The 18,712-nt window shown below is 72.7% G+C and carries 16 protein-coding genes; 9 read left to right on the top strand and 7 right to left on the bottom strand.

Going from position 1 to position 18,712, the window contains the following annotated elements:
- Window positions 1–738: polysaccharide deacetylase family protein (locus tag ABT084_RS24780; RefSeq protein WP_351047811.1), on the top strand; the 738-nt coding region annotated here is incomplete at its 5' end.
- Between the two features lie 75 nt (window positions 739–813).
- On the opposite strand, the gene ABT084_RS24775 is transcribed toward ABT084_RS24780, so the two are convergent.
- Window positions 814–1,539, bottom strand: coding sequence for a class F sortase (locus ABT084_RS24775; protein ID WP_351047808.1), 726 nt, complete (start codon window positions 1,537–1,539; stop codon window positions 814–816).
- A gap of 389 nt (window positions 1,540–1,928) precedes the next feature.
- Here ABT084_RS24775 and ABT084_RS24770 point away from each other — a divergent pair, with 389 nt between their 5' ends.
- Entirely contained in the window at window positions 1,929–2,459 is a 531-nt protein-coding gene (locus tag ABT084_RS24770) for a hypothetical protein (protein WP_351047806.1), read from the top strand.
- Between the two features lie 179 nt (window positions 2,460–2,638).
- On the opposite strand, the gene ABT084_RS24765 is transcribed toward ABT084_RS24770, so the two are convergent.
- From ABT084_RS24765 to ABT084_RS24755, 3 genes are all read right to left on the bottom strand, one after another.
- Window positions 2,639–3,169, bottom strand: a complete 531-nt coding sequence (locus tag ABT084_RS24765; RefSeq protein ID WP_351047804.1) for a hypothetical protein — start codon at window positions 3,167–3,169, stop codon at window positions 2,639–2,641.
- A 216-nt stretch (window positions 3,170–3,385) separates the two neighbouring features.
- Window positions 3,386–4,159 (bottom strand): bestrophin-like domain, encoded by a 774-nt coding sequence (locus ABT084_RS24760; protein ID WP_351047802.1) that lies wholly within the window; start codon window positions 4,157–4,159, stop codon window positions 3,386–3,388.
- Window positions 4,160–4,192: 33 nt separating this feature from the next.
- The gene (locus ABT084_RS24755; protein WP_351047799.1) at window positions 4,193–4,318 is read right to left on the bottom strand and encodes a hypothetical protein; all 126 of its coding nucleotides are present in this window, start codon (window positions 4,316–4,318) and stop codon (window positions 4,193–4,195) included.
- 897 nt (window positions 4,319–5,215) lie between these two features.
- On the opposite strand from ABT084_RS24755, the gene ABT084_RS24750 reads away from it, so the two are divergent.
- Both ABT084_RS24750 and ABT084_RS24745 read left to right on the top strand, forming a co-directional pair.
- On the top strand, window positions 5,216–6,037 hold the full coding sequence (locus ABT084_RS24750) for an SAM-dependent methyltransferase (protein ID WP_351047796.1): 822 nt from the start codon (window positions 5,216–5,218) through the stop codon (window positions 6,035–6,037).
- A gap of 227 nt (window positions 6,038–6,264) precedes the next feature.
- Window positions 6,265–8,442 (top strand): putative bifunctional diguanylate cyclase/phosphodiesterase, encoded by a 2,178-nt coding sequence (locus ABT084_RS24745; protein ID WP_351047840.1) that lies wholly within the window; start codon window positions 6,265–6,267, stop codon window positions 8,440–8,442.
- A 486-nt stretch (window positions 8,443–8,928) separates the two neighbouring features.
- Here the strand turns inward: ABT084_RS24745 and ABT084_RS24740 are convergent, their stop codons facing one another.
- A complete protein-coding gene (locus tag ABT084_RS24740; RefSeq protein WP_351047793.1) occupies window positions 8,929–9,999 on the bottom strand; it encodes an FAD-dependent monooxygenase in 1,071 nt (356 codons plus the stop codon).
- A gap of 108 nt (window positions 10,000–10,107) precedes the next feature.
- Between ABT084_RS24740 and ABT084_RS24735 the strand changes: the two genes are divergently transcribed.
- Window positions 10,108–10,911 (top strand): TetR/AcrR family transcriptional regulator, encoded by an 804-nt coding sequence (locus ABT084_RS24735; protein ID WP_351047790.1) that lies wholly within the window; start codon window positions 10,108–10,110, stop codon window positions 10,909–10,911.
- 37 nt (window positions 10,912–10,948) lie between these two features.
- Here the strand turns inward: ABT084_RS24735 and ABT084_RS24730 are convergent, their stop codons facing one another.
- Window positions 10,949–11,995: a S66 family peptidase gene (locus ABT084_RS24730; RefSeq protein ID WP_351047787.1), complete on the bottom strand. Its 1,047-nt coding sequence runs from the start codon at window positions 11,993–11,995 to the stop codon at window positions 10,949–10,951.
- Window positions 11,996–12,139: 144 nt separating this feature from the next.
- Window positions 12,140–13,018: a LysR family transcriptional regulator gene (locus ABT084_RS24725; RefSeq protein ID WP_351047784.1), complete on the bottom strand. Its 879-nt coding sequence runs from the start codon at window positions 13,016–13,018 to the stop codon at window positions 12,140–12,142.
- A gap of 95 nt (window positions 13,019–13,113) precedes the next feature.
- On the opposite strand from ABT084_RS24725, the gene ABT084_RS24720 reads away from it, so the two are divergent.
- The 4 genes from ABT084_RS24720 (at window position 13,114) to ABT084_RS24705 (ending at window position 18,649) form a co-directional block, all read left to right on the top strand.
- The gene (locus ABT084_RS24720) at window positions 13,114–13,818 is read left to right on the top strand and encodes a succinate dehydrogenase (protein WP_351047781.1); all 705 of its coding nucleotides are present in this window, start codon (window positions 13,114–13,116) and stop codon (window positions 13,816–13,818) included.
- Window positions 13,819–13,820: 2 nt separating this feature from the next.
- Entirely contained in the window at window positions 13,821–15,815 is a 1,995-nt protein-coding gene (locus tag ABT084_RS24715) for a fumarate reductase/succinate dehydrogenase flavoprotein subunit (RefSeq protein WP_351047778.1), read from the top strand.
- Window positions 15,812–16,558, top strand: coding sequence for a succinate dehydrogenase/fumarate reductase iron-sulfur subunit (locus tag ABT084_RS24710; protein ID WP_351047775.1), 747 nt, complete (start codon window positions 15,812–15,814; stop codon window positions 16,556–16,558). The genes ABT084_RS24715 and ABT084_RS24710 overlap by 4 nt, the downstream gene beginning before the upstream one ends.
- 240 nt (window positions 16,559–16,798) lie before the next feature.
- Entirely contained in the window at window positions 16,799–18,649 is a 1,851-nt protein-coding gene (locus ABT084_RS24705; protein WP_351047772.1) for a stealth family protein, read from the top strand.
- The last annotated feature ends 63 nt before the right edge of the window (window positions 18,650–18,712 follow it).

The following is an 18,712-nucleotide window of genomic DNA, read 5'->3' as shown; positions in this document are numbered from 1 at the left end:
GCCGGGGCCCCCGGGGCGCCCGCGCTGAACCGGCAGGGCGCGTCCTCGACGGCGTACCGCCTGAGCCCGATGGCCGCCGACGTCCCGCCCCGGTACCGCCCGGCCAGGCCCGCCGTCCGCACCCGGCCCATCCTGGAACTCTCCGGCGCGCCCGGTGCCCCGCCCGCCGGCAGCCAGATGGTGCTCACCTTCGACGACGGCCCCGACCCCCGCTACACGCCCGCGATCCTGGACACGCTCGCCCGCTACGGGGTGCGCGCCATGTTCTTCGTCTGCGGGGAGATGGCCACCGACAACCGGGACCTGCTGCGCCGGATGGTCGCCGAGGGGCACGTCATCGGCAACCACACCTGGACCCACCCGCTCATCCCGAAGCTCACCCGGCCCGACCTCGCCTCCGAGATCGGCCGCACGAGCGAGGTCGTCGAGCAGGCCACGGGGGAGGCGCCGCAGTGGTTCCGGGCCCCGTACGGAGCGTGGAACCGGGCCGCCTTCGAGATCGGCGCGGAGCTGGGGATGGAGCCCGTGGCCTGGACCGTCGACTCGCTGGACTGGACCGAGCCGGGCACCTCCACGATCGTCTCGCGGGTGCTCAAGGGAGCCGCTCCCGGGGTGATCGTGCTCTCGCACGACGCGGGCGGCAACCGGTCGCAGAGCGTCGAAGCGCTGAGCACGTACCTGCCCCAGCTGCTCTCCCGGGGCTACCGGATGACGCTGCCCGGCCTGCGGCCCCACTGAAGATACGTTCCCTCGGTGGGGCCGCGGACGGGGGCGCGGGCGACGCCCGCCCGGTGAGCCGGGCGGGCGGCCGGTTCAGCGCGTCTCGACCATCCGGGCGAAGACGACCACATTGCCGTCGTAGCCCCGGGCCTTGGAGTAGCTGCCACCGCAGGTGATCACCCGGAGCTCCGGAGCGCCGGTGTCCCCGTACACCCGCGCTCCGGGGAAGTCGTCCTTGGAGAAGACCTCCACGCCGTACACCTCGAACACCGCCGTGCGCCCGTCGTAGCGCTGCACCTCGATGCGGTTGCCCTTGCGCACCGAGCCCAGCCCGTAGAAGACCGCCGGGCCCTTCGCGTTGTCCACGTGCCCCACGATCACCGCCGAGCCCTGCTGGCCGGGCGAGATGCCGTTGAGGTACCAGCCCGCCAGGTTCGGGTCCTGCGGCGGCGGGGCGTCGATCCAGCCCGCCGCGTCCAGCCCGACCGTCATCACCGGCGCGTCCACCTTGATCGACGGAATCCGCACCCGCTGCACCGAGGAGTGCTCGAGCGGCTCGGGCGGCGGCATCGGCGGCGACGTGGGCAGCTGCTCCGGCACCTGCTGCGACATCTGGTCCGGCTGCTGTGCCGCGGGCGCGCTCGGCGCCGCCTGCGGCGCTTCGGGGCGCACCCCGACGGCCGCCGCGGCGGCCGGCTGAGGAGGCCCCTCCGCGAACTCCGCACCGTTGCGGACCATGGCGAGGCCCGTGAGCATGACGAGGGCGAGCACACCCCACGGCGAGCGTCTTCGTGACGGAACGGTCTCGTCCCAGCCCATGGTTCTCCCTTCCCGACGCGGGGGTCCCGACCCGCGTTCCGTCCCACCCCGTGTGCACTGCTTCGTACGCCCTACGTCACGCACGCTAAGGCTGTGCGCCGCGGACGGCGAGGGGGGCAGGGCGAACGGGTGGCGGGCCGCGGCCGGGCGGGGGCGGGGGGCCGTACGGGATGCGCCCATCCAGGTATTCGTCACATAAATGCCTGACGGGTCGTGACCTGCGGATCCGTCAGATCGGCCGTCATCGCCTCGGCGTGTCGCCCAACCCGGTGGCCGCACGACGAAATGCGCTGGTTGCGGAGCGGGCCGAGGGTTCGTCATGGGAGGCGTTCTCGTCGATGCTCCCGGGCGACCACCGCTCCGGGGCGCTTCCCGCTGGAGGTTCCACCATGCGTGCTCATCGCGCTCTCACCATGACCGCGGCGGCCTTCGTCGCCGTCGGACTCGCCGCTCCGTTCGCCCTCGCGAGCAACGAGCCGGCCGGCGGCCCGGCGGGCGGCCCGGGCGGCGGACCGGGCGGCGGCCCGAGAAACGTAGCGGTCTCCCCGTACTCCGTGCACCCGGGCTCCTCGATGGAGGTCAAGGCGGAGGGCTGCCAACGCGGCGGCACGGTCTGGTCGCCCGGCAACTTCGAGCAGGCGAACCTGTCGGGCGGGTCCCCCGCCTTCGCCACCGTGCACATCCGTCACAACGCCCGGCCCGGAGACCAGAACCTCTCGGTCAAGTGCCACGACAACAGCCTCGTCGCCACCCACCGCTTCCGCGTCCTCGAGGGCCGGGGCGCGCAGGGCGGCCTCGGCGGCTCCATCGGCCCGTCCGCCACCGAGACCGCCATCGGCGCGGGACTCGTGGGCGTCGCGGCCCTCGGCGCGGGCATCCACGTGGTGCGCCGCCGCCGCCCCGTCCACGGGCGGGTCTGACCGGCAGCCTCCCCGGTCCGGCCATCAGCCCGTGAACCGCCGGTTCGCCCCGAGTCCTGGCCGGGACTCGGGGCGAACCGGCGGTCGATGCGGTGGAGCCGGCGGTGGAGGTGGTGGCGGTGGAGGAGGCCACGTCGGTGCGGGACGTGCCGTGCGCCGGGGAGCGGGGCCGCGCGGGATCAGTGCCCGCGGTCGCCCGTGCGGCGCCGGATCGCGTACCCGGTAGCGGCGGCGGCGGCCAGGAAGAGGCCGGCGCCCGCGGCGAGTTCGCCCACGTCCATGCCGGCCACGCTGCCGCCCACACCGCCGCGCACGGCGCGGGACGCGGCCGTGGACCGGGTGGTGGGGGCGCTCGTACCGCCCGCGATGGTGAGATCGGTGGAGCCGGTCTCGTTGTTGCAGGTGAAGTTCACGGAATAGCGGGCCCCGCGCCGGGCGTCCCGGTCCACCGTGACCCGTACCGTCCTGCCCTTGGGCACGCTGACGGTGTCGAAGATGCCCGAGGAGACGGTGGTGCTGGCCGCCGTGCAGCCACTGACGGAGAGCACGACCGTACCGCCGGGCGCGACCGTCGAGGGGGAGGCGGCGAATGCGAAGGACGTGACCGGCTGGGCCCCCACCGCGCCGGCGCACGGTGCGCCGAGTGCGAGGACGGTGCCCGCGGCCCCGGCGACGAGGAGAGCGGTTGCTGAGGTGCGTATCGCGCCCATGTTCTTCTCCGGATCCCCGAGGAGCAGCCGCGGAACGGTTTCCGCACGTGGGAGTCGTGCGCCTCGATGTCCGACACGCTAGGTGCGCCCACGGTGACCCGCGATCAGGAGCGGGCGAATGGGGCATATCGCTGGGCCGAACCGGGGACGGACGGGCCGCCCCCGGTTTGCCGGACCCCGCACCGGTGAGGGGTCCGGCGGGCCGTCGGCGGCGGGTCAGTCGCCGCTGAGCCCCAGGTGCGCGAACTGCTGGAAGAACGGCTCGGCCGTGGCCGAGACCCCCCGGCTGAACGGTGCGTCGAAGTCCCAGATGAGGAACAGCAGGAACGCGATCAGCGCGCTGAACAGCCCGGCCAGCAGCAGCTCCCGGAAGGAGCGCCGGATCTGCAGGGTGAAGATCAGCCCCACCGTCACCAGCGCCCCCGCGATCAGGCCGAACCAGACCACGCCCGGCATGGTGGCCCCGGCGCTCTGCAGACGCGCGCTGCGGGCGTCGTCCACGACCGCGACCTGGTCCACCAGCGGCTGGTAGGCCTGCCCCTCGTGGTCGGTCTGCGGTTCGTAATCGGTCACGTCCCGGCGGATCCGCTCCAGCAGCTTGACGCCCTCGCCCGAGACGTCCCCGCTGTCGGCCATCTCCTTCCATTCCTTGGTGACCACATGGGACACGTACGCGTCGACATCGGCCCGGATGCGGGTGCGCACCGGCACGGGATAGACCTCGGAGCGGACGCTCACCTCGTGGAGGGCCTGAGCCTCCTGGCGCACGTATTCCTGGGCGGCCCCGCGGCCCTCCCAGACGCCCGCGATCGCCAGGCCCAGCACGATCGCGTAGATCACCCCGATCATCATCGTCATGTATTCGATGACGTCCGGGGTTTCGTGCGGATCGTCGTCCTCGCCGATCCGCCGGTGGTTGAAGGACGCGATGGACAGCACCACGGCACAGGCCGCGGCCATCGCGAGGGACAGGACGAGCCATTCCGACAAGGGAACTCCCACGGGAAACGAGTCAGGGTCGGGTCAGCGCGGGCGCAGCGCGACGATGGCGAGCACGGCGGGGGCCGCCGTGAGCAAGGTGAAGGTGACCGGTGAGATGTGGTGCTCCACCGGTTTACGGGCCTCCGTGCGGTAAGCGGGCCGGGGCACCGGCTTCTTCGCGGGCGGCGCCACCACGGGGGCCGGCGGGGGCGCCGGGGCGGGCGGGGGCGGCGGTGCGGGAGCCCGGCGCAGGGGCGGCGCGGGTGGGGCCGGTGGGGCCGGTGGGGCCGGTGGAGCCGGTGGAGGTGGCTCGGGCGGGGGCGGCTTGGGCGGGGGCGGTGTGGGCTTCGGGGTGGGCGTGGGGGTCGGCTTGGGCGGCGTGGGCGTCGGGGTAGGGGTGGGGGGCGGCGTGGGTGTGGGCGTCGGGCACGGCGGGGGCGGGGGTGGCGGACAGGGCGGGGGCGGGGGCGGGCAGTGGCGCCCGCCGTGGTGGCCTCCGCAGTGGCCGCCCCCGTGGTCGCTCCAGTGATCGTCGTCGTGGTCGGCGCCGTGATGTCCGCCACCCCGGGAACCCCCGTCACCGACGCGGAGGCTGCCGCTCCGGGCCGCCGCGACCAGCTCCACGACGGTCCGGCCGTCGTCCGGGCCGGGCATCGCGTAGGCACGGCTATCGGCCACGGCCGGTGTGGCGGACAGCGCCACCCATAACAGGACCGGGACCGCCAGCAGGCGCCTGGCACAGGGTCTTTTCACCCGGGGAGCATGGGGCCGCGTGCCCTCCCGCACTCCGGCACCGGCCTCGGTTCCTCCGAACGGGGGGAGTTGGGACCGTAGAGGTTTGAGCCAGCGAGTGACCGTGTCCGACCAGGTGTCAGACAAATCCCAAAAGGTATTTGTCGGTTTCGATCAATCCCCGTGCGCGGGGCTCCTGGTGTGTTTGGTGTGTGACGAAGAACGGACCGCCAATTTCCGCTTTTGCTCGCCCGGTTGGGCAATGATCAGTACATTCGGCTCGGACAGCTGTCCGAGACACGGACGCCGACGGACTACGGCTTGGAGACCCCGATGGAGCGACCCGCCTGGGCCCCGCCAGGCATCGACATATCGGTGCCGAGCGTGTCCCGCATCTACGATTACTACCTTGGCGGATCGCACAATTTCGAGGTCGACCGCCAGGCGGCCCGCCGGGCCATGGAATTCATCCCGGGCCTGCCCAAGATCATGCAGGCGAACCGGGCATTCATGCGCCGCGCCGTCCGGTACGCCGTCTCCCAGGGCGTCACCCAGTTCCTGGACATCGGGTCCGGTATCCCCACCTTCGGCAACGTCCACGAGATCGCCCAGGCCGCCAGCCCCGACGCCCGCGTCGTGTACGTCGACCACGACCCGGTCGCCGTCGCGCACAGCCAGGCCGTCCTGGCCGGCACCGAACATGCGGGCATCGCCGCCGCCGACCTGCGCAAGCCGGCGGACATCCTGGCGAGCCCCGAGGTGACCCGGCTGCTCGACCTGGACCGGCCGGTGGCGCTGCTCCTGGTGGCCGTCCTGCACTTCCTGGAGGACGCCGACGAGCCGTACGCCGCCGTCGCCGAGCTGCGCGACGCGCTGCCCTCCGGCAGCCTGCTGGTCCTCACGCACGCCTCGTACGAGGGCGTTCCGCTGACCGAGGAGGTCGCGGGCGGGGCCGTCGGCGTCTACCGGGACATCCGCAACCCGCTGGTCATGCGCGGCAGCGAGGAGATCGCCCGGTTCTTCGACGGCTTCGAGTGGGTGGAGCCCGGGCTCGTGTCGATGCCGGAGTGGCGGCCGGAAGGTCCGCAGGACGGCGAGGTCCAGGAAGATCCGTACGCGTTCTCGGGCTTCGCGGGCGTGGGACGCAAGGCGTGAGACATCCGGCACAGACGGCGACGGCGGCTCCCGGAACGACGGCTGCGGGAGCGGCCGCTTCGGCAGCGGTCACGGCGGGAACGGGCGCTTCAGGAGCGGGCGCTTCGGGAGCGGCCGCCTCCGGTACGGCGGCGGCGAAGGGCGCGCCCGTGGGCAAGGGCGCGCCGGGCGCCTGCGCACCCGCACCGGCCGCACCGACCGCGCCCCGCACGGCGTCGGCCCCGGCCGTGCTGCCCGCCGATCGGGAGGACCGGATCGGGCGGTTCGCGACCATCTGGAGCCGGGCCATCTTCCCGGTCACCGCCACCTCGCTCACCCGGGTGGAGTTCGAACGCCATCTCGTCCCGCTGGCCCGCACCTTGGCCGAGGCCCTGCACGCACGCCCCTTCGACGCGTCCGTGGGCCAGCGCGTGGGCGCCGAGCTCGTCGCCGTGCACTGCACCGACCCGGAAGCCCTGGCCGGCACCCTCGGCGTGGTCGAGGCGTACCTGGTCCTGTACTGCGGTCCGGACCGCGGCGGGGTGGAGGAGACCGAGGAGTACCGGGCCCGGTGCGCCCGGCTGCAGCACGGGATCGCGGCCGGTTTCGCGCGCGCCCTGCGGGAGCGCACGCTCAAGGAGCAGGAGGCCATCGCGCGGTCCGCGCTGACGGCCCGGATCGACGCCCAGCAGGCCCTGCACGCCAGCGAGGCGCGCTTCCGCGCGGTCTTCGAGGGCGCCGCCGTCGGCATCGGCATCGCGGACCTCCAGGGCAACGTCCTGGAGGTCAACGACACGCTGCTGCAGATGTTCGGCGGCCTGGAGGGGCACGTCCGGGGCCGCAACGTCAACGAGTGGAGCCACCCCGACGACACCCCGCACGTCTGGCGGATGTACGGGGAACTGGTGCGGGGCGAGCGCGAGCACTACCGCGTGGAGAAGCCGTACTACCGGCACGACGGGACCGTCCTGTGGACCAATCTGACGGTGTCCCTGCTGCGTGACGCCGAGGGCACGCCGCAGTACCAGCTGGCCCTGATGGAGGACACCACCGAACGCCGGCTGCTGAACCTGCGGCTGCGGTACGAGGCCACCCACGACGCGCTGACCGGGCTGCCCAACCGGACCCTGTTCTTCGAACGGCTCGAGAAGGCCCTGGGCGGGGCCGGGGGCAGCCGCTTCGGCCTGTGCTACCTCGACCTCGACGGGTTCAAGACCGTCAACGACAGCCTCGGCCACTCGGCGGGCGACCGGCTGCTGGTGGAGGTCGCGGACCGGCTGCAGAGCTGTGCGACCGGGCCCGGCGAGGTCGTCGCCCGGCTGGGCGGCGACGAGTTCGTGGCGCTGACCACGGGCCCGGAGACCGAGCAGAAGGTGACCGACCTGGCGATGCGCATCCTGTCGGCCCTGGCCACCCCGATCCGGCTCGAGGGCCGGGAGCTGACGGTCCGGGGCAGCATCGGCATCGTGGAGGGCCCGGCGGGCTCGCGGACCGCGGCCGAGGTGCTGCGCAGCGCCGACATCACGATGTACCGCGCGAAGGCGGCCGGGGGCAACCGCTTCGAGTTCGCCGACGAGGAGGCGGACGCGCGCGCGATCACCCGCCACGGTCTGACCAACGCCCTGCCGGCGGCCCTGGAGCGCGGCGAGTTCTTCATCGAGTACCAGCCGCTGGTGCACATGCACGACGGCAGCGTGCACGGCGCCGAGGCGCTCGTGCGCTGGTCGCACCCCCAGTACGGGGTGCTCGGACCGGACCGGTTCATCCCGCTCGCCGAACGGACCGGCCTGATCGTGCCGCTCGGGCGCTGGGTGCTGGAGGAAGCGGTCCGGCAGGCCCGCACCTGGCAGCGCGAGCTGGGCGGTTCCGCCCTGCGGATCAACGTGAACCTCTCGCCGACCCAGCTCCACCACCCGGGCCTCGTCGCCGACACCGTGGCCGTCCTGGAGAACTCCGGCCTGGCGCCGGGCGCGCTGTGCCTGGAGGTCACCGAGTCGGCCCTGATCGGCGCCGACGACGAACTCCTCGAACCGCTGCGGCGGCTCGCCGCCCTCGGCGTGGACATCGCGCTCGACGACTTCGGCACGGGCTACTCCAACCTGGCGAACCTGCGCCGCCTCCCGGTGAGCGTCCTGAAACTGGACCGCTCGTTCACCCAGGGCATGCAGCAGGAGCCGGCCAATCCGGTCGACGTCAAGATCGTGGAGGGCATCGTCGCCCTGGCCCACAGCCTCGAACTCGCCGTGACGGTCGAGGGCGTCGAAACCGGCGTCCAGGCGGCCCAGCTCCGCGCCCTGGGCTGCGACACGGCCCAGGGCTGGTACTACGCCCGCCCCGGCGCCCCGGACCGCATCCACGCCCTCTCCCTCCGCGACGCCGCCCCCAACCCGGCCCCCCGCCCCCTGACCGGAACCCCGGCCCCCTGACCCCGTCCCCGGCCCCTGCTGCTGTCGGCAGCCGGGGCCAAGCGGCGGAGCCGACGCCGACGGTTCCCCCAGCCCGCCGATCCGGTCCCGGAGGGCCGGTTCGAGCGGCTGCTCCCCGGCGGACGGTGTGCACGATCGGGGCCACCCGAGGTCGCTGGCCGCGCCCGAGTGGCCGGCGGCGCGGCACGCCCGCATGCGGCGACCGTCAACAGGCGCCCCGGCGCCATCGCCTGACACGAGGACGGTGCCCCGCTGTCCCGGCTCGCCTTCGCCGTCACCGACGCCCGCATCACCGGGATCACCGGGATCACCGGGATCACCGGGAGCACCGGGAGCACCGGGATCGCCGGGATCGCCGGGATCACCGCGGTGACCGACCCGGCCGAACTCGCCCTCAGGGAGCTGCCGGACCCGGTGTGACCCGGTAGGACCCGGCTGCCCGCGACGCCTGGTCGCCCTCGCCCTCGCCTTCGCCCGGCGCCCGGGTCAGGTCAGGCCGGTCTCCACGCCCCGGCCGGGCTCCTGGACCGCTGTCCGGACGCGCTCCTGGCGGGCCGAGGTGTCGGCCAGCAAGCGGGCGGCGGCCGGGAGGCGTTCGGCTTCGTAGGCCTCCAGGGCGTGCTCTCCGCCCCGGCTCGCGAGGGTCTCGGCGAGGGCTCGGCCGAGGGCCGCCGCGTCCTCGACACCGGCGTTGATGCCCAGGCCGCCCGCGATCGGGTGGACGTGGGCCGCGTCTCCGGCGAGGAAGCAGCGGCCCCTCCGTATCCGGTCGGCCATGCGCACGTTGACCCGCCAGGTCGAGAGCCACGTCGGCTCGGTCAGCCGTATGCCCGGCATCCGGGCGTGCCGGTCGAAGATCCGCTGGAAGCTCTCCAGCGAGGGCGCCACCCGCTCACCCCCGTCGTTCGTCTCAGGGGAGGCCTGCAACTGGAAAGCCGGCGTCCCCGGCAGCGGGCAGAGCATCACGGCGCCACCGTCCGAGGTGAACCACTGGTGCCAGTACGCCCGGCTCAGTCCCGCCGCCGACACGTCCGCGACCACCATCGCCTGCTCGCCGTCGGTGTGTCCGTCGAAGCGGATGCCGAGCAGACCGCGGACGGTGCTGCGCCCTCCGTCGCAGCCGGCCAGATAGGCCGCCCGCAGGGTCCGCCCGTCCGCGAGGGCCACCCGCACCCCGTCCGCGTCCTGCTCCATCGCCTCGACCTGGGCCGCGTATTCGACGCGGACACCGGATTCGGCCAGCCGGCCGCGCAGGATCTCCTCGATCTGCCACTGCCCCATGAAGAGCGGGGAGTCCATGGGGGTGTCCTTGATGCGCTCCCCGTCGAAGTACTTGCGGAAGACCAGCCCCATGCTGCCCGTCGCCCTCATGCGCCCGGCCACCTCGAGCGTCTCGAAGACCTCCAGGCTGCCGGGGGCGAGGGATTTGCCCCGGGACTCGCGGTGCGGCGCCGACCGCCGGTCGATCACCCGCACCCGCACGCCGCCGCGGCGGACCAGGTCACAGGCGAGGGTGAGACCGGTCGGTCCGGCGCCCACGATCAGTACGTCCGTCATCACAGGTTCCTCCGTTCGGCTCGTGTATCCAGTGAAGCCCTTCCGCGACGAAAAAGCAACCAAGTTACAAAACTAACTCGGTCACGAAATATGTGCTAAGGTGTCGGCATGGAACACATCACCGAACACGCCACCCCTCCCGCGACCGGCGCCACCGGGCTCCGCGAGACCAAGAAGCAGCGCACGCGACAGCGGCTGGCTTCGACCGCGCTGGAGCTCTTCCTCGAGCGCGGCTTCGACGCCGTCTCGGTCGCGGACGTCGCCGCCGCCGCGGAAGTCTCCAAACCCACCCTGTTCCGGTATTTCCCGAGCAAGGAGGACCTCCTGCTGGACCGGTTCGCCGACCACCAGGACGAGGCGGCGCGCGTCGTGCGCGAGCGCCCCGCCGGGCAGACGCCGGTCCAGGCCCTGCATGCCGACTTCATGGCCTCCCTCGCCGCCCACGACCCCATCACCGGCCTCTGCGATCACCCGAACGTCATCGTGTTCCAGCGGCTGCTCTACTCCACCGCCAGCCTCGAATCGCGCTTGGCGCACTACACCGCGCGGGAGGTGGACCTGCTCGCCGCCGTACTCGAGGGGGAAGCGAAGGCACGAACGGGAGGGGAAGCGGAAGCGGAAGCCGAGGAGAAGGAGGGGTCCGGGGAGGCGCCGTCGCTGCCGGCCCGGATGGCCGCCCTGTATCTGGTGACCGCCCGGCATGAGCTGGGGCGCGAGAACTGGCGCCGCATGGACGCCGGGCAGAGCGCGGCCGAGGCGCAGGAGGCCGCGATGGCCGATGCCGACACCGTCTTCGCCATGCTGGCCGAGGGGTTGGACAGATCCCTCCCCGACCGCGATCGCCCTGCTCACGACCGCCCCGCCCCTGATTGCCCCGCCCGCGGTCTCGCTGCCCATGGCCCCCGCCCGTGACGTGCCCGGCGGTGTCCAGGGCCCGCCGGGGCGCCGGTCAGTAGGTCACGGTGATCCGCCGCGCGGGACCGTCCACCCGCACCATGCCGCCGTACGGAATCACCACCTGCGGGTCGGTGTGCCCGAGGTCCACGTCGAAGACGGCCATCAGGTCCGGGGCGTAGATCTTCAGCGCCCGCAGCACCGCCTCCCGCTGCTCCTCGGCGTAGCGCAGCCTGCCTTCGATGTCGTTCGGCTGGTCGAAGGACCAGGCCTTCGTACGGCCCATGAGCAGGGCCGAGGCGCTCGAGAGCAGCCCCCGCTCGCCCATGTTGCGCAGGATCCGGAAGACCTCCTCGGCCCGGGGCATCTCCTCGGAGGTCTCCAGGAACAGCACGCCGCCCCGCACCGCTTCCGGCGCCGACGCGACCTCCCGGTCGGCCATCAGCAGCCAGGAGAGGATCTCCAGGTTGCCGCCCCAGGCGCGCCCCTCGGCCACCCGGTCCGGCTGGTGCCAGAGCCAGCCGTCCCCGGCCCGCGAGTCGGGTTCGGTGTCGAAGGTGGCGGGGTCGGCCCAGTCGCGGTCGGTGTCCCGGAACCGTTCGGCGGCCCGGATCTCGTAGGGGCCCGAGGTGAAGAGGGCCGCGCGGATCGAAGCGGCGGTCACGGGGTGGAGCGCGTACGGCCGCCCGAGCTCCGTCATGACGCACGCGCCGTGATAGGCCACGATGCCGAGGTTCCGCAGGAACAGCAGCAGGCAGGTGTTGTCGCTGAACCCGAAGAACGGCTTCGGGTTGGCCCGGATCAACTCCCGGTCCAGCAGGGGGAGGACGGTGAGCTGGTCATCGCCCCCGATGCTCGCCATGACCGCCTTGACCGTGGGGTCGGCGAACGCGGCGTGGATGTCGTCGGCGCGTTCCCGGGGTGTGGATCCCATCTTCCGGCTCGCGGGATATTCCACCGGCTCCAGCGCGAACTCCTCCCGCAGTCGCGCCAGCCCCAACTCGTAGGGGAGCGGCAGGATTCCGGGCAGTCCGGCGGAGGGGGAGATGACCGCGATGCGGTCGCCCGGTATGGGCTTGGGGGGATATGCGGGAGTGCTCATGCCGGGACACTACGGGTGCGAACGGGCCCTGAGCAGCCCGTTTTCCGCCCCGCGGCCCCGATCCGCTTCACCCACCCACCACCCGCCTACCCACCCGCCCGCCCACCCACCCGCCCGCATCCGCTTCGCCCACCCCCGTCCGCTTCACCCCACCAGGATTCGCTTCAGCTCCCGGGCCGCGCGGGGCGGGGCCACGTCCGTGCGGTGGGCCAGGGCGATCGTGCGGCGCAGCGGCGAGCCCGCCAGGGGAGTGGTGCGCAGCCCCTGCCCCGCGTGGTCGACCACCATCGCCGGGACGACCGCGAGCCCCAGCCCGGCCCGGACGAAGCCGAGCACCGCGTCCATCTCCCCGCCCTCCACCGTGAACACCGGCTCGAACCCCTCGGCCCGGCACGCCGCCACCGTCAGTTCCCGCAGGTCGTAGCCGTGGCGGAACATCACCATCGGCTCCTCCCGCAGATCCCGGATGCGCAGCGGCCCGCCGTCGCCCGGCGGCGGCAGATCCGCCGAGGAGATCACCACCAGGTCCTCCGTCAGCAGCTCCACGGTCGTGAGCGCGGGCGCCGACGGCGGCAGCGGCAGGGTGACGAGGGCCAGGTCCAGCGCGCCGCGCGCCAGTTCGCGGACGAGGTCCAGCGAGCCGCTCTCCTCGATCAGCAGCTCGATCCCCGGGTGGGCCGTGTGGAAGGCGCGCAGGACGTCCGGCAGCAGGCCCGTGCACACGCTGGGCGTGGCCCCCAGCCGCACGCGCCCGCGCCGCAGCTGCGCCAGTTCCTGCACCTCCAGCCGCGCCGTGTCCGCGTCCGCCAGGATCCGCCGCGCCAGGGGCAGCAGGGTCTCGCCGGCCTCGGTGAGCGTGATGTTCCCCCGGGCCCGGCTGAACAGCTCCGCCCCCAGCTCCCGCTCCAGCGCCTTGATCTGCTGAGAGAGCGACGGCTGGGCGACGTGCACCCGCTCCGCCGCCCGCGTGAAGTGCCGGGTCTCGGCCACGGCCACGAAGTACACGAGCTGCTGGAATTGCATCGCTCCAGCTTAGACCACCCCATAGCCAAGACCTATGAAGATGAGCCTCATCATGTCTTGGACCTTTGAGGCCTTTGGTCCCTAACGTCTGACGCATGGCTCTGGCAACGCGGACGGGCCGACGGCCGTCCATCACGCGCACGCTCTGGGACTCCTCCGTCGGCAAGAAGACCGTGATGGCGGTGTCCGGGCTGATCATGCTCGCGTACCTCGTCGTCCACATGTTCGGCAATCTGAAGATCTTCTTCGGGGCCGAGGAGTTCAACGGTTACGCGGCCTGGCTGCGCCACATGGGCGCGCCCGTCCTGCACAGCCACTGGGGACTGTGGATCGCCCGGATCATCCTGGTCGCCGCCGTCGTCGCGCATGCCGTCTCCGCCTACCAGCTGAGCCGCCGCGACATCAAGGCGCGCCCCGTCAAGTACGCCCACAAGCGGCGCCGGGCGAGCTACGCGACCCGCACCATGCGCTGGGGCGGGGTGATCCTCGGCCTGTTCATCGTCTGGCACATCCTCGACCTGACCACGCTCACGGTCAACGAGCGGGCGCTGGAGGGGCATCCGTACGAGAACGTCGTCGCGACCTTCTCCACCTGGTACGGCAACGTCATCTACATCACCGCGATGACCGCCCTCGCCCTCCACGTCCGGCACGGCTTCTGGAGCGCCGCCCAGACCCTCGGCGCGGGCAACGCCCGTCGCGACCGGGTGCTCAAGGCCGCCGCCAACCTGCTGGCCCTCGTCCTCTTCGTGGGATTCGTCTCCGTCCCCGTCTCCGTCATGACCGGATTGGTGGGCTGACCGTGAACAGCGACAGCACCGACAGCACCGACAGCACCGACAGCACCGACAGCAGCTACACCGACTACCGCACCGGCACCCCGCTCGCCGACGCCAAAGCCCCCGCAGGCCCCGTCGCCGACCGCTGGGACCGCCGCCGCTTCGAGGCCAAGCTGGTCAACCCGGCCAACCGCCGCAAGCACACCGTGATCGTCGTCGGGACCGGCCTCGCGGGCGGCGCCGCCGGCGCCACCCTCGCCGAACAGGGCTACCACGTCGTCCAGTTCTGCTTCTCCGACTCCCCGCGCCGGGCCCACTCCATCGCCGCGCAGGGCGGGATCAACGCCGCCAAGAACTACCGCAACGACGGCGACTCGGTGCACCGGCTCTTCTACGACACCGTCAAGGGCGGCGACTTCCGCGCCCGCGAGTCCAACGTGCACCGCCTCGCCCAGATCTCCGTGGAGATCATCGACCAGTGCGTGGCCCAGGGCGTCCCCTTCGCCCGCGAGTACGGCGGCCTCCTCGACACCCGCTCCTTCGGCGGGGTCCAGGTCTCCCGGACCTTCTACGCCCGCGGCCAGACCGGTCAGCAGCTGCTGCTCGGCGCCTACCAGGCCCTCTCCCGGCAGATCGCCGCCGGAAACGTCGAGATGCACGCGCGCACCGAGATGCTCGACCTCGTCGTGGTCGACGGCAAGGCGCGCGGAATCGTGGCCCGCGATCTGGTCACGGGCCGGATCTCGACCCACTTCGCCGACGCCGTCGTCCTCGCCACCGGCGGCTACGGCAACGTCTTCTACCTCTCCACCAACGCCATGAACTCCAACGCGACCGCCATCTGGCGGGCCCACCGCCGCGGCGCCTACTTCGCCAACCCCTGCTTCACCCAGATCCACCCCACCTGCATCCCGCGCACCGGCGACCACCAGTCCAAGCTGACCCTGATGAGCGAGTCGCTGCGCAACGACGGCCGGATCTGGGTCCCCAAGGCCCACGGCGACACCCGCCCCGCCGCGCGGATCCCCGAGGACGAGCGCGACTACTACCTGGAGCGGATCTACCCGTCCTTCGGCAACCTCGTGCCGCGCGACATCGCCTCCCGCGCCGCCAAGAACGTCTGCGACGAGGGCCGCGGCGTGGGCCCGGGCGGCCAGGGCGTCTACCTCGACTTCGCCGACGCCATCCGCCGGATGGGCAAGGACAAGGTCGCCGAGAAGTACGGCAACCTCTTCGAGATGTACGAGCGGATCACCGCGGAGAACCCGTACGAGGTCCCCATGCGGATCTACCCCGCCGTCCACTACACGATGGGCGGCCTGTGGGTCGACTACGACCTGGCGACCACCGTCCCCGGCCTCTTCGCGATCGGCGAGGCCAACTTCTCCGACCACGGCGCCAACCGGCTCGGGGCCTCGGCCCTGATGCAGGGCCTCGCCGACGGCTATTTCGTCCTGCCGTCCACCATCAACGACTACCTCGCCCGCCATCCGCGCACCGAGGCCCTCGACGAGACCCACCCCGCGGCCGTGTCCGCCGTACGCGAGACCAGGGCCCGCATCGAGCGGCTCATCGCGGTCGACGGCGACCGCACTCCCGACTCCTTCCACCGGGAGATCGGTGAGCTGATGTGGGAGTACTGCGGCATGGCCCGCACCGAGGAGGGCCTGCGCAAGGCGCTCGTCCGCCTCCCGGAGATCCGCGAGGAATTCTGGCGGCGGATCAAGGTCCCGGGCAGCGGCGAGGAGTTCAACCAGACCCTGGAGAAGGCCAACCGGGTCGTCGACTACCTGGAACTGGCCGAGCTGATGTGCCTCGACGCGCTCCACCGCGCCGAGTCCTGCGGCGGTCACTTCCGGGTCGAGTCCCAGACCCCGGACGGCGAGGCCGAGCGGCGGGACGAGGAGTTCTCGTACGCCGCGGCCTGGCAGTTCACCGCGACCGGCGCCGCCCCCGTCCTGCACAAGGAAGACCTCGTCTTCGAGTACGTCCACCCCACCCAGCGGAGCTACGCATGAAGCTCACCCTGCGCGTCTGGCGCCAGCAGCACGCCGACGCCCCCGGCGCCATGGCGACCTACGAGGTCGACGGCATCTCCGAGGACATGTCCTTCCTCGAGATGCTCGACACCCTCAACGAGGACCTGATCCTGCGCGGAGAGGACCCGGTCGCCTTCGACCACGACTGCCGCGAGGGCATCTGCGGCGCGTGCAGCCTCGTCATCAACGGCGACGCGCACGGACCGGAACGCACCACGACCTGCCAGCTCCACATGCGCTCCTTCGCCGACGGCGACACCGTCGACGTCGAGCCCTGGCGCGCCGCGGCCTTCCCGGTGGTCCGCGACCTGGTCGTGGACCGCAGTGCCTTCGACCGGATCATCCAGGCGGGCGGTTACATCACCGCACCGACCGGAGCGGCCCCCGAGGCGCACGCCACCGCCGTGCCCAAGCCCGTCGCCGACCACGCCTTCGAGAACGCGGAGTGCATCGGCTGCGGCGCGTGCGTGGCCGCCTGTCCCAACGGCTCGGCGATGCTCTTCACCGCAGCCAAGATCAATCACTTGAACGTGCTCCCGCAGGGCTCCCCGGAGCGGGAGACCCGGGTTCTGGACATGGTGGCCCGGATGGACGGCGAGGGATTCGGCGGCTGCACCCTGACCGGCGAATGCGCCACCGCCTGCCCCAAGGGCATCCCGCTCCCCTCGATCACCGCGATGAACAAGGAGTGGCTGCGGGCCGTCCGCAAGGGCGGTCGCTGAGCCGCCGGCCCTGTGACGCCGGGCTTTTCCGCGGGTCCTCCCGGGAAAGCCCGGTTTGTCGACGCAGGGCGTGCGGGATTCCTGTGCGGGGCCTGTGACCTGCGCCGATTTGTAGGGAACACCAAAGGAACAAGGTCCTGTTCAACATTCAGCCATTGCGGCTTAGGGTGATGTTGTCCTGGGCGGAACTGCCGTTCACGGCCGAGGGTAACGACGACCGCGAACCCCGAGGTGTGACCCATGAGCGGCACGAGCGGCTTCCGCCGGCGCCTGTGCTGGACCGGCCTGCACCGGCTCGCCCGTGCGCTCCGCCCGTCCGCGCGCGTCCCTCGGCAGCCGGGGCGCGGGCACCGCGAACGGCTCGACGCCGCGGACGCGACGGCGGCCGGTCCGGCGGCCCCGTGCCCTCCCGACCGCGAGGACGAGCTGCTGGCCGTCCTCGCCGAGAGCGAGGGCGCCGTCCGCTACCGCGGCCGACTGGCGCTCGTACGGGACGACCTGATGCCCGCCGACCTGCGCGCCGTGAACCTGCGGGCCACGGCCGAAGCACTCGAAGCCGCCGGGATCGGTTACGGACTGGTCCCCGACGGCGGGCTGCTGCCCCGCCTCGCCATCGCTCCCGGCGCCCGCGCCACCGCCCTCGCCGCGTGCGCGGAGGCGTTCACCGGCCGGCCCGTCTACGCCGAGCTGCTCGGTGACGGCGGGACCCTCGCCGTCACCCTCGCCGAGGCCCTCCCCGAGGCCGTCGCCGCCAAGGAGGCCGAGCGGCGCCCCGGCGCGGCCCCCGGCGAGGAGGACCCGCACCACAAGGTCAAGGGCATCCGGCTGCACCAGCCCGTCGTGACCTCCGGGCGCACCCTCTACCTCGGCGCCGACCACGGCTGCGACCTGGAGTTCTGGGACCCGCCGGAGTCCGGCTCCGGCGGGGTCGCCTCCATCCGGGAAACCCCGTTCGGCTGGTGGGTGCCCTCGCTCGCCGCGACCTCGACGCGCCGCGTCGGCGACCGCGACTACCCGGTCGTCGACGCCCTCGCCCGGCGTTTCCCCGACGACATCGACTTCCCGATCGACGCCGTGATCACCTGGGTGGACGCTGCCGACCCCGCCTGGCGCCGCCGCCGCGACCGGGCCCGGGCCGCGTACGCCGAGGACACCGCCCGGGCCGGACACGGCGCCGCCGCGGCGGCCGGCGTCCCCGCCGTCGACCACGCGGACCACCGCTACCGCGACCGCGGGGAGCTGCGCTACTGCCTGCGCTCCATCGCCGCGCACGCCCCGTGGATCCGGCGGATCTTCCTCGTCACCGACGATCAGGCGCCGGCCTGGCTCGCCGCCGACCACCCGCAGATCACCGTCGTCTCGCACCGGGAGCTGTTCGCCGACCCCGGCGCCCTGCCGGTCTTCAACTCCCACGCCATCGAGACGCAGCTGCACCGCGTCCCCGGCCTCGCCGAGCACTTCCTCTACTTCAACGACGACATCTTCCTCGGCCGCCCCCAGCAGCCGCAGAACTACTTCCTGCCGTCCGGACTGCCCAAGGTCTTCCACGACACCAGGGCCGTCCCGCCCAGCTCGCCGGAGACCCACGACGACGTCTTCACCGCCTCGCAGCGGGCCACCCGCCGCGCCATCGAGGAGGTCGCCCGCCGCACCTACCCGCGCATCCTGGCCCACGCCCCGTACCCGATGACCCGCTCCCTCTTCGCGGAGGCCGAGGCGCGGCTCCCCGGACGCCTGGCCGCCACCAGCCGCTCCGCCTTCCGCAGCGCCACCGACCTCGCCCCGATCACCCTGGCCGCGCACCTCGCGCTCGCCGAGGGCCGCGCCGTCGAAGGGGAGCTGACCCTCGCCTACGTCTCCACGGACCGCCCGGAGGAGATCGAACGACTGCCGGAGCTGGTCCACGACCGCCGCACCGACGCCTTCTGCCTCGCCGACGACTGCGGTACGGAGCTGTCGCCCGAGGAACAGCACCGGGCGGTCACCGCGTTCCTGGAGGCGTACTTCCCGGTCGTCTCCCCGTACGAGAAATCCGCGGCCGCGCCCTGTGCCCCCGCGGACCGGGCCGCCGAGCCTGCGCCGATCGGCTGACCGCGGCGCCGAACCCCGTGCCGTGGCGTGGACCGTGTCGGGTCATGGGTGACAGTGTCCGAC

This window comes from Streptomyces sp. NPDC002138 (assembly GCF_040296485.1).
GTDB lineage: Bacteria > Actinomycetota > Actinomycetes > Streptomycetales > Streptomycetaceae > Streptomyces.
This window is presented reverse-complemented; position numbering and strand designations above follow the sequence as displayed.

Coding starts and splice junctions, on each gene's coding strand:
- ABT084_RS24710 (WP_351047775.1), top strand. CDS start 15,812: ATGAAGCTCACCCTGCGCGTCTGGCGCCAGCAGCACGCCGACGCCCCC.
- ABT084_RS24725 (WP_351047784.1), bottom strand. CDS start 13,018: ATGCAATTCCAGCAGCTCGTGTACTTCGTGGCCGTGGCCGAGACCCGG.
- ABT084_RS24705 (WP_351047772.1), top strand. CDS start 16,799: ATGAGCGGCACGAGCGGCTTCCGCCGGCGCCTGTGCTGGACCGGCCTG.
- ABT084_RS24765 (WP_351047804.1), bottom strand. CDS start 3,169: ATGGGCGCGATACGCACCTCAGCAACCGCTCTCCTCGTCGCCGGGGCC.
- ABT084_RS24770 (WP_351047806.1), top strand. CDS start 1,929: ATGCGTGCTCATCGCGCTCTCACCATGACCGCGGCGGCCTTCGTCGCC.
- ABT084_RS24735 (WP_351047790.1), top strand. CDS start 10,108: ATGGAACACATCACCGAACACGCCACCCCTCCCGCGACCGGCGCCACC.
- ABT084_RS24740 (WP_351047793.1), bottom strand. CDS start 9,999: ATGACGGACGTACTGATCGTGGGCGCCGGACCGACCGGTCTCACCCTC.
- ABT084_RS24750 (WP_351047796.1), top strand. CDS start 5,216: ATGGAGCGACCCGCCTGGGCCCCGCCAGGCATCGACATATCGGTGCCG.
- ABT084_RS24730 (WP_351047787.1), bottom strand. CDS start 11,995: ATGAGCACTCCCGCATATCCCCCCAAGCCCATACCGGGCGACCGCATC.
- ABT084_RS24720 (WP_351047781.1), top strand. CDS start 13,114: ATGGCTCTGGCAACGCGGACGGGCCGACGGCCGTCCATCACGCGCACG.
- ABT084_RS24775 (WP_351047808.1), bottom strand. CDS start 1,539: ATGGGCTGGGACGAGACCGTTCCGTCACGAAGACGCTCGCCGTGGGGT.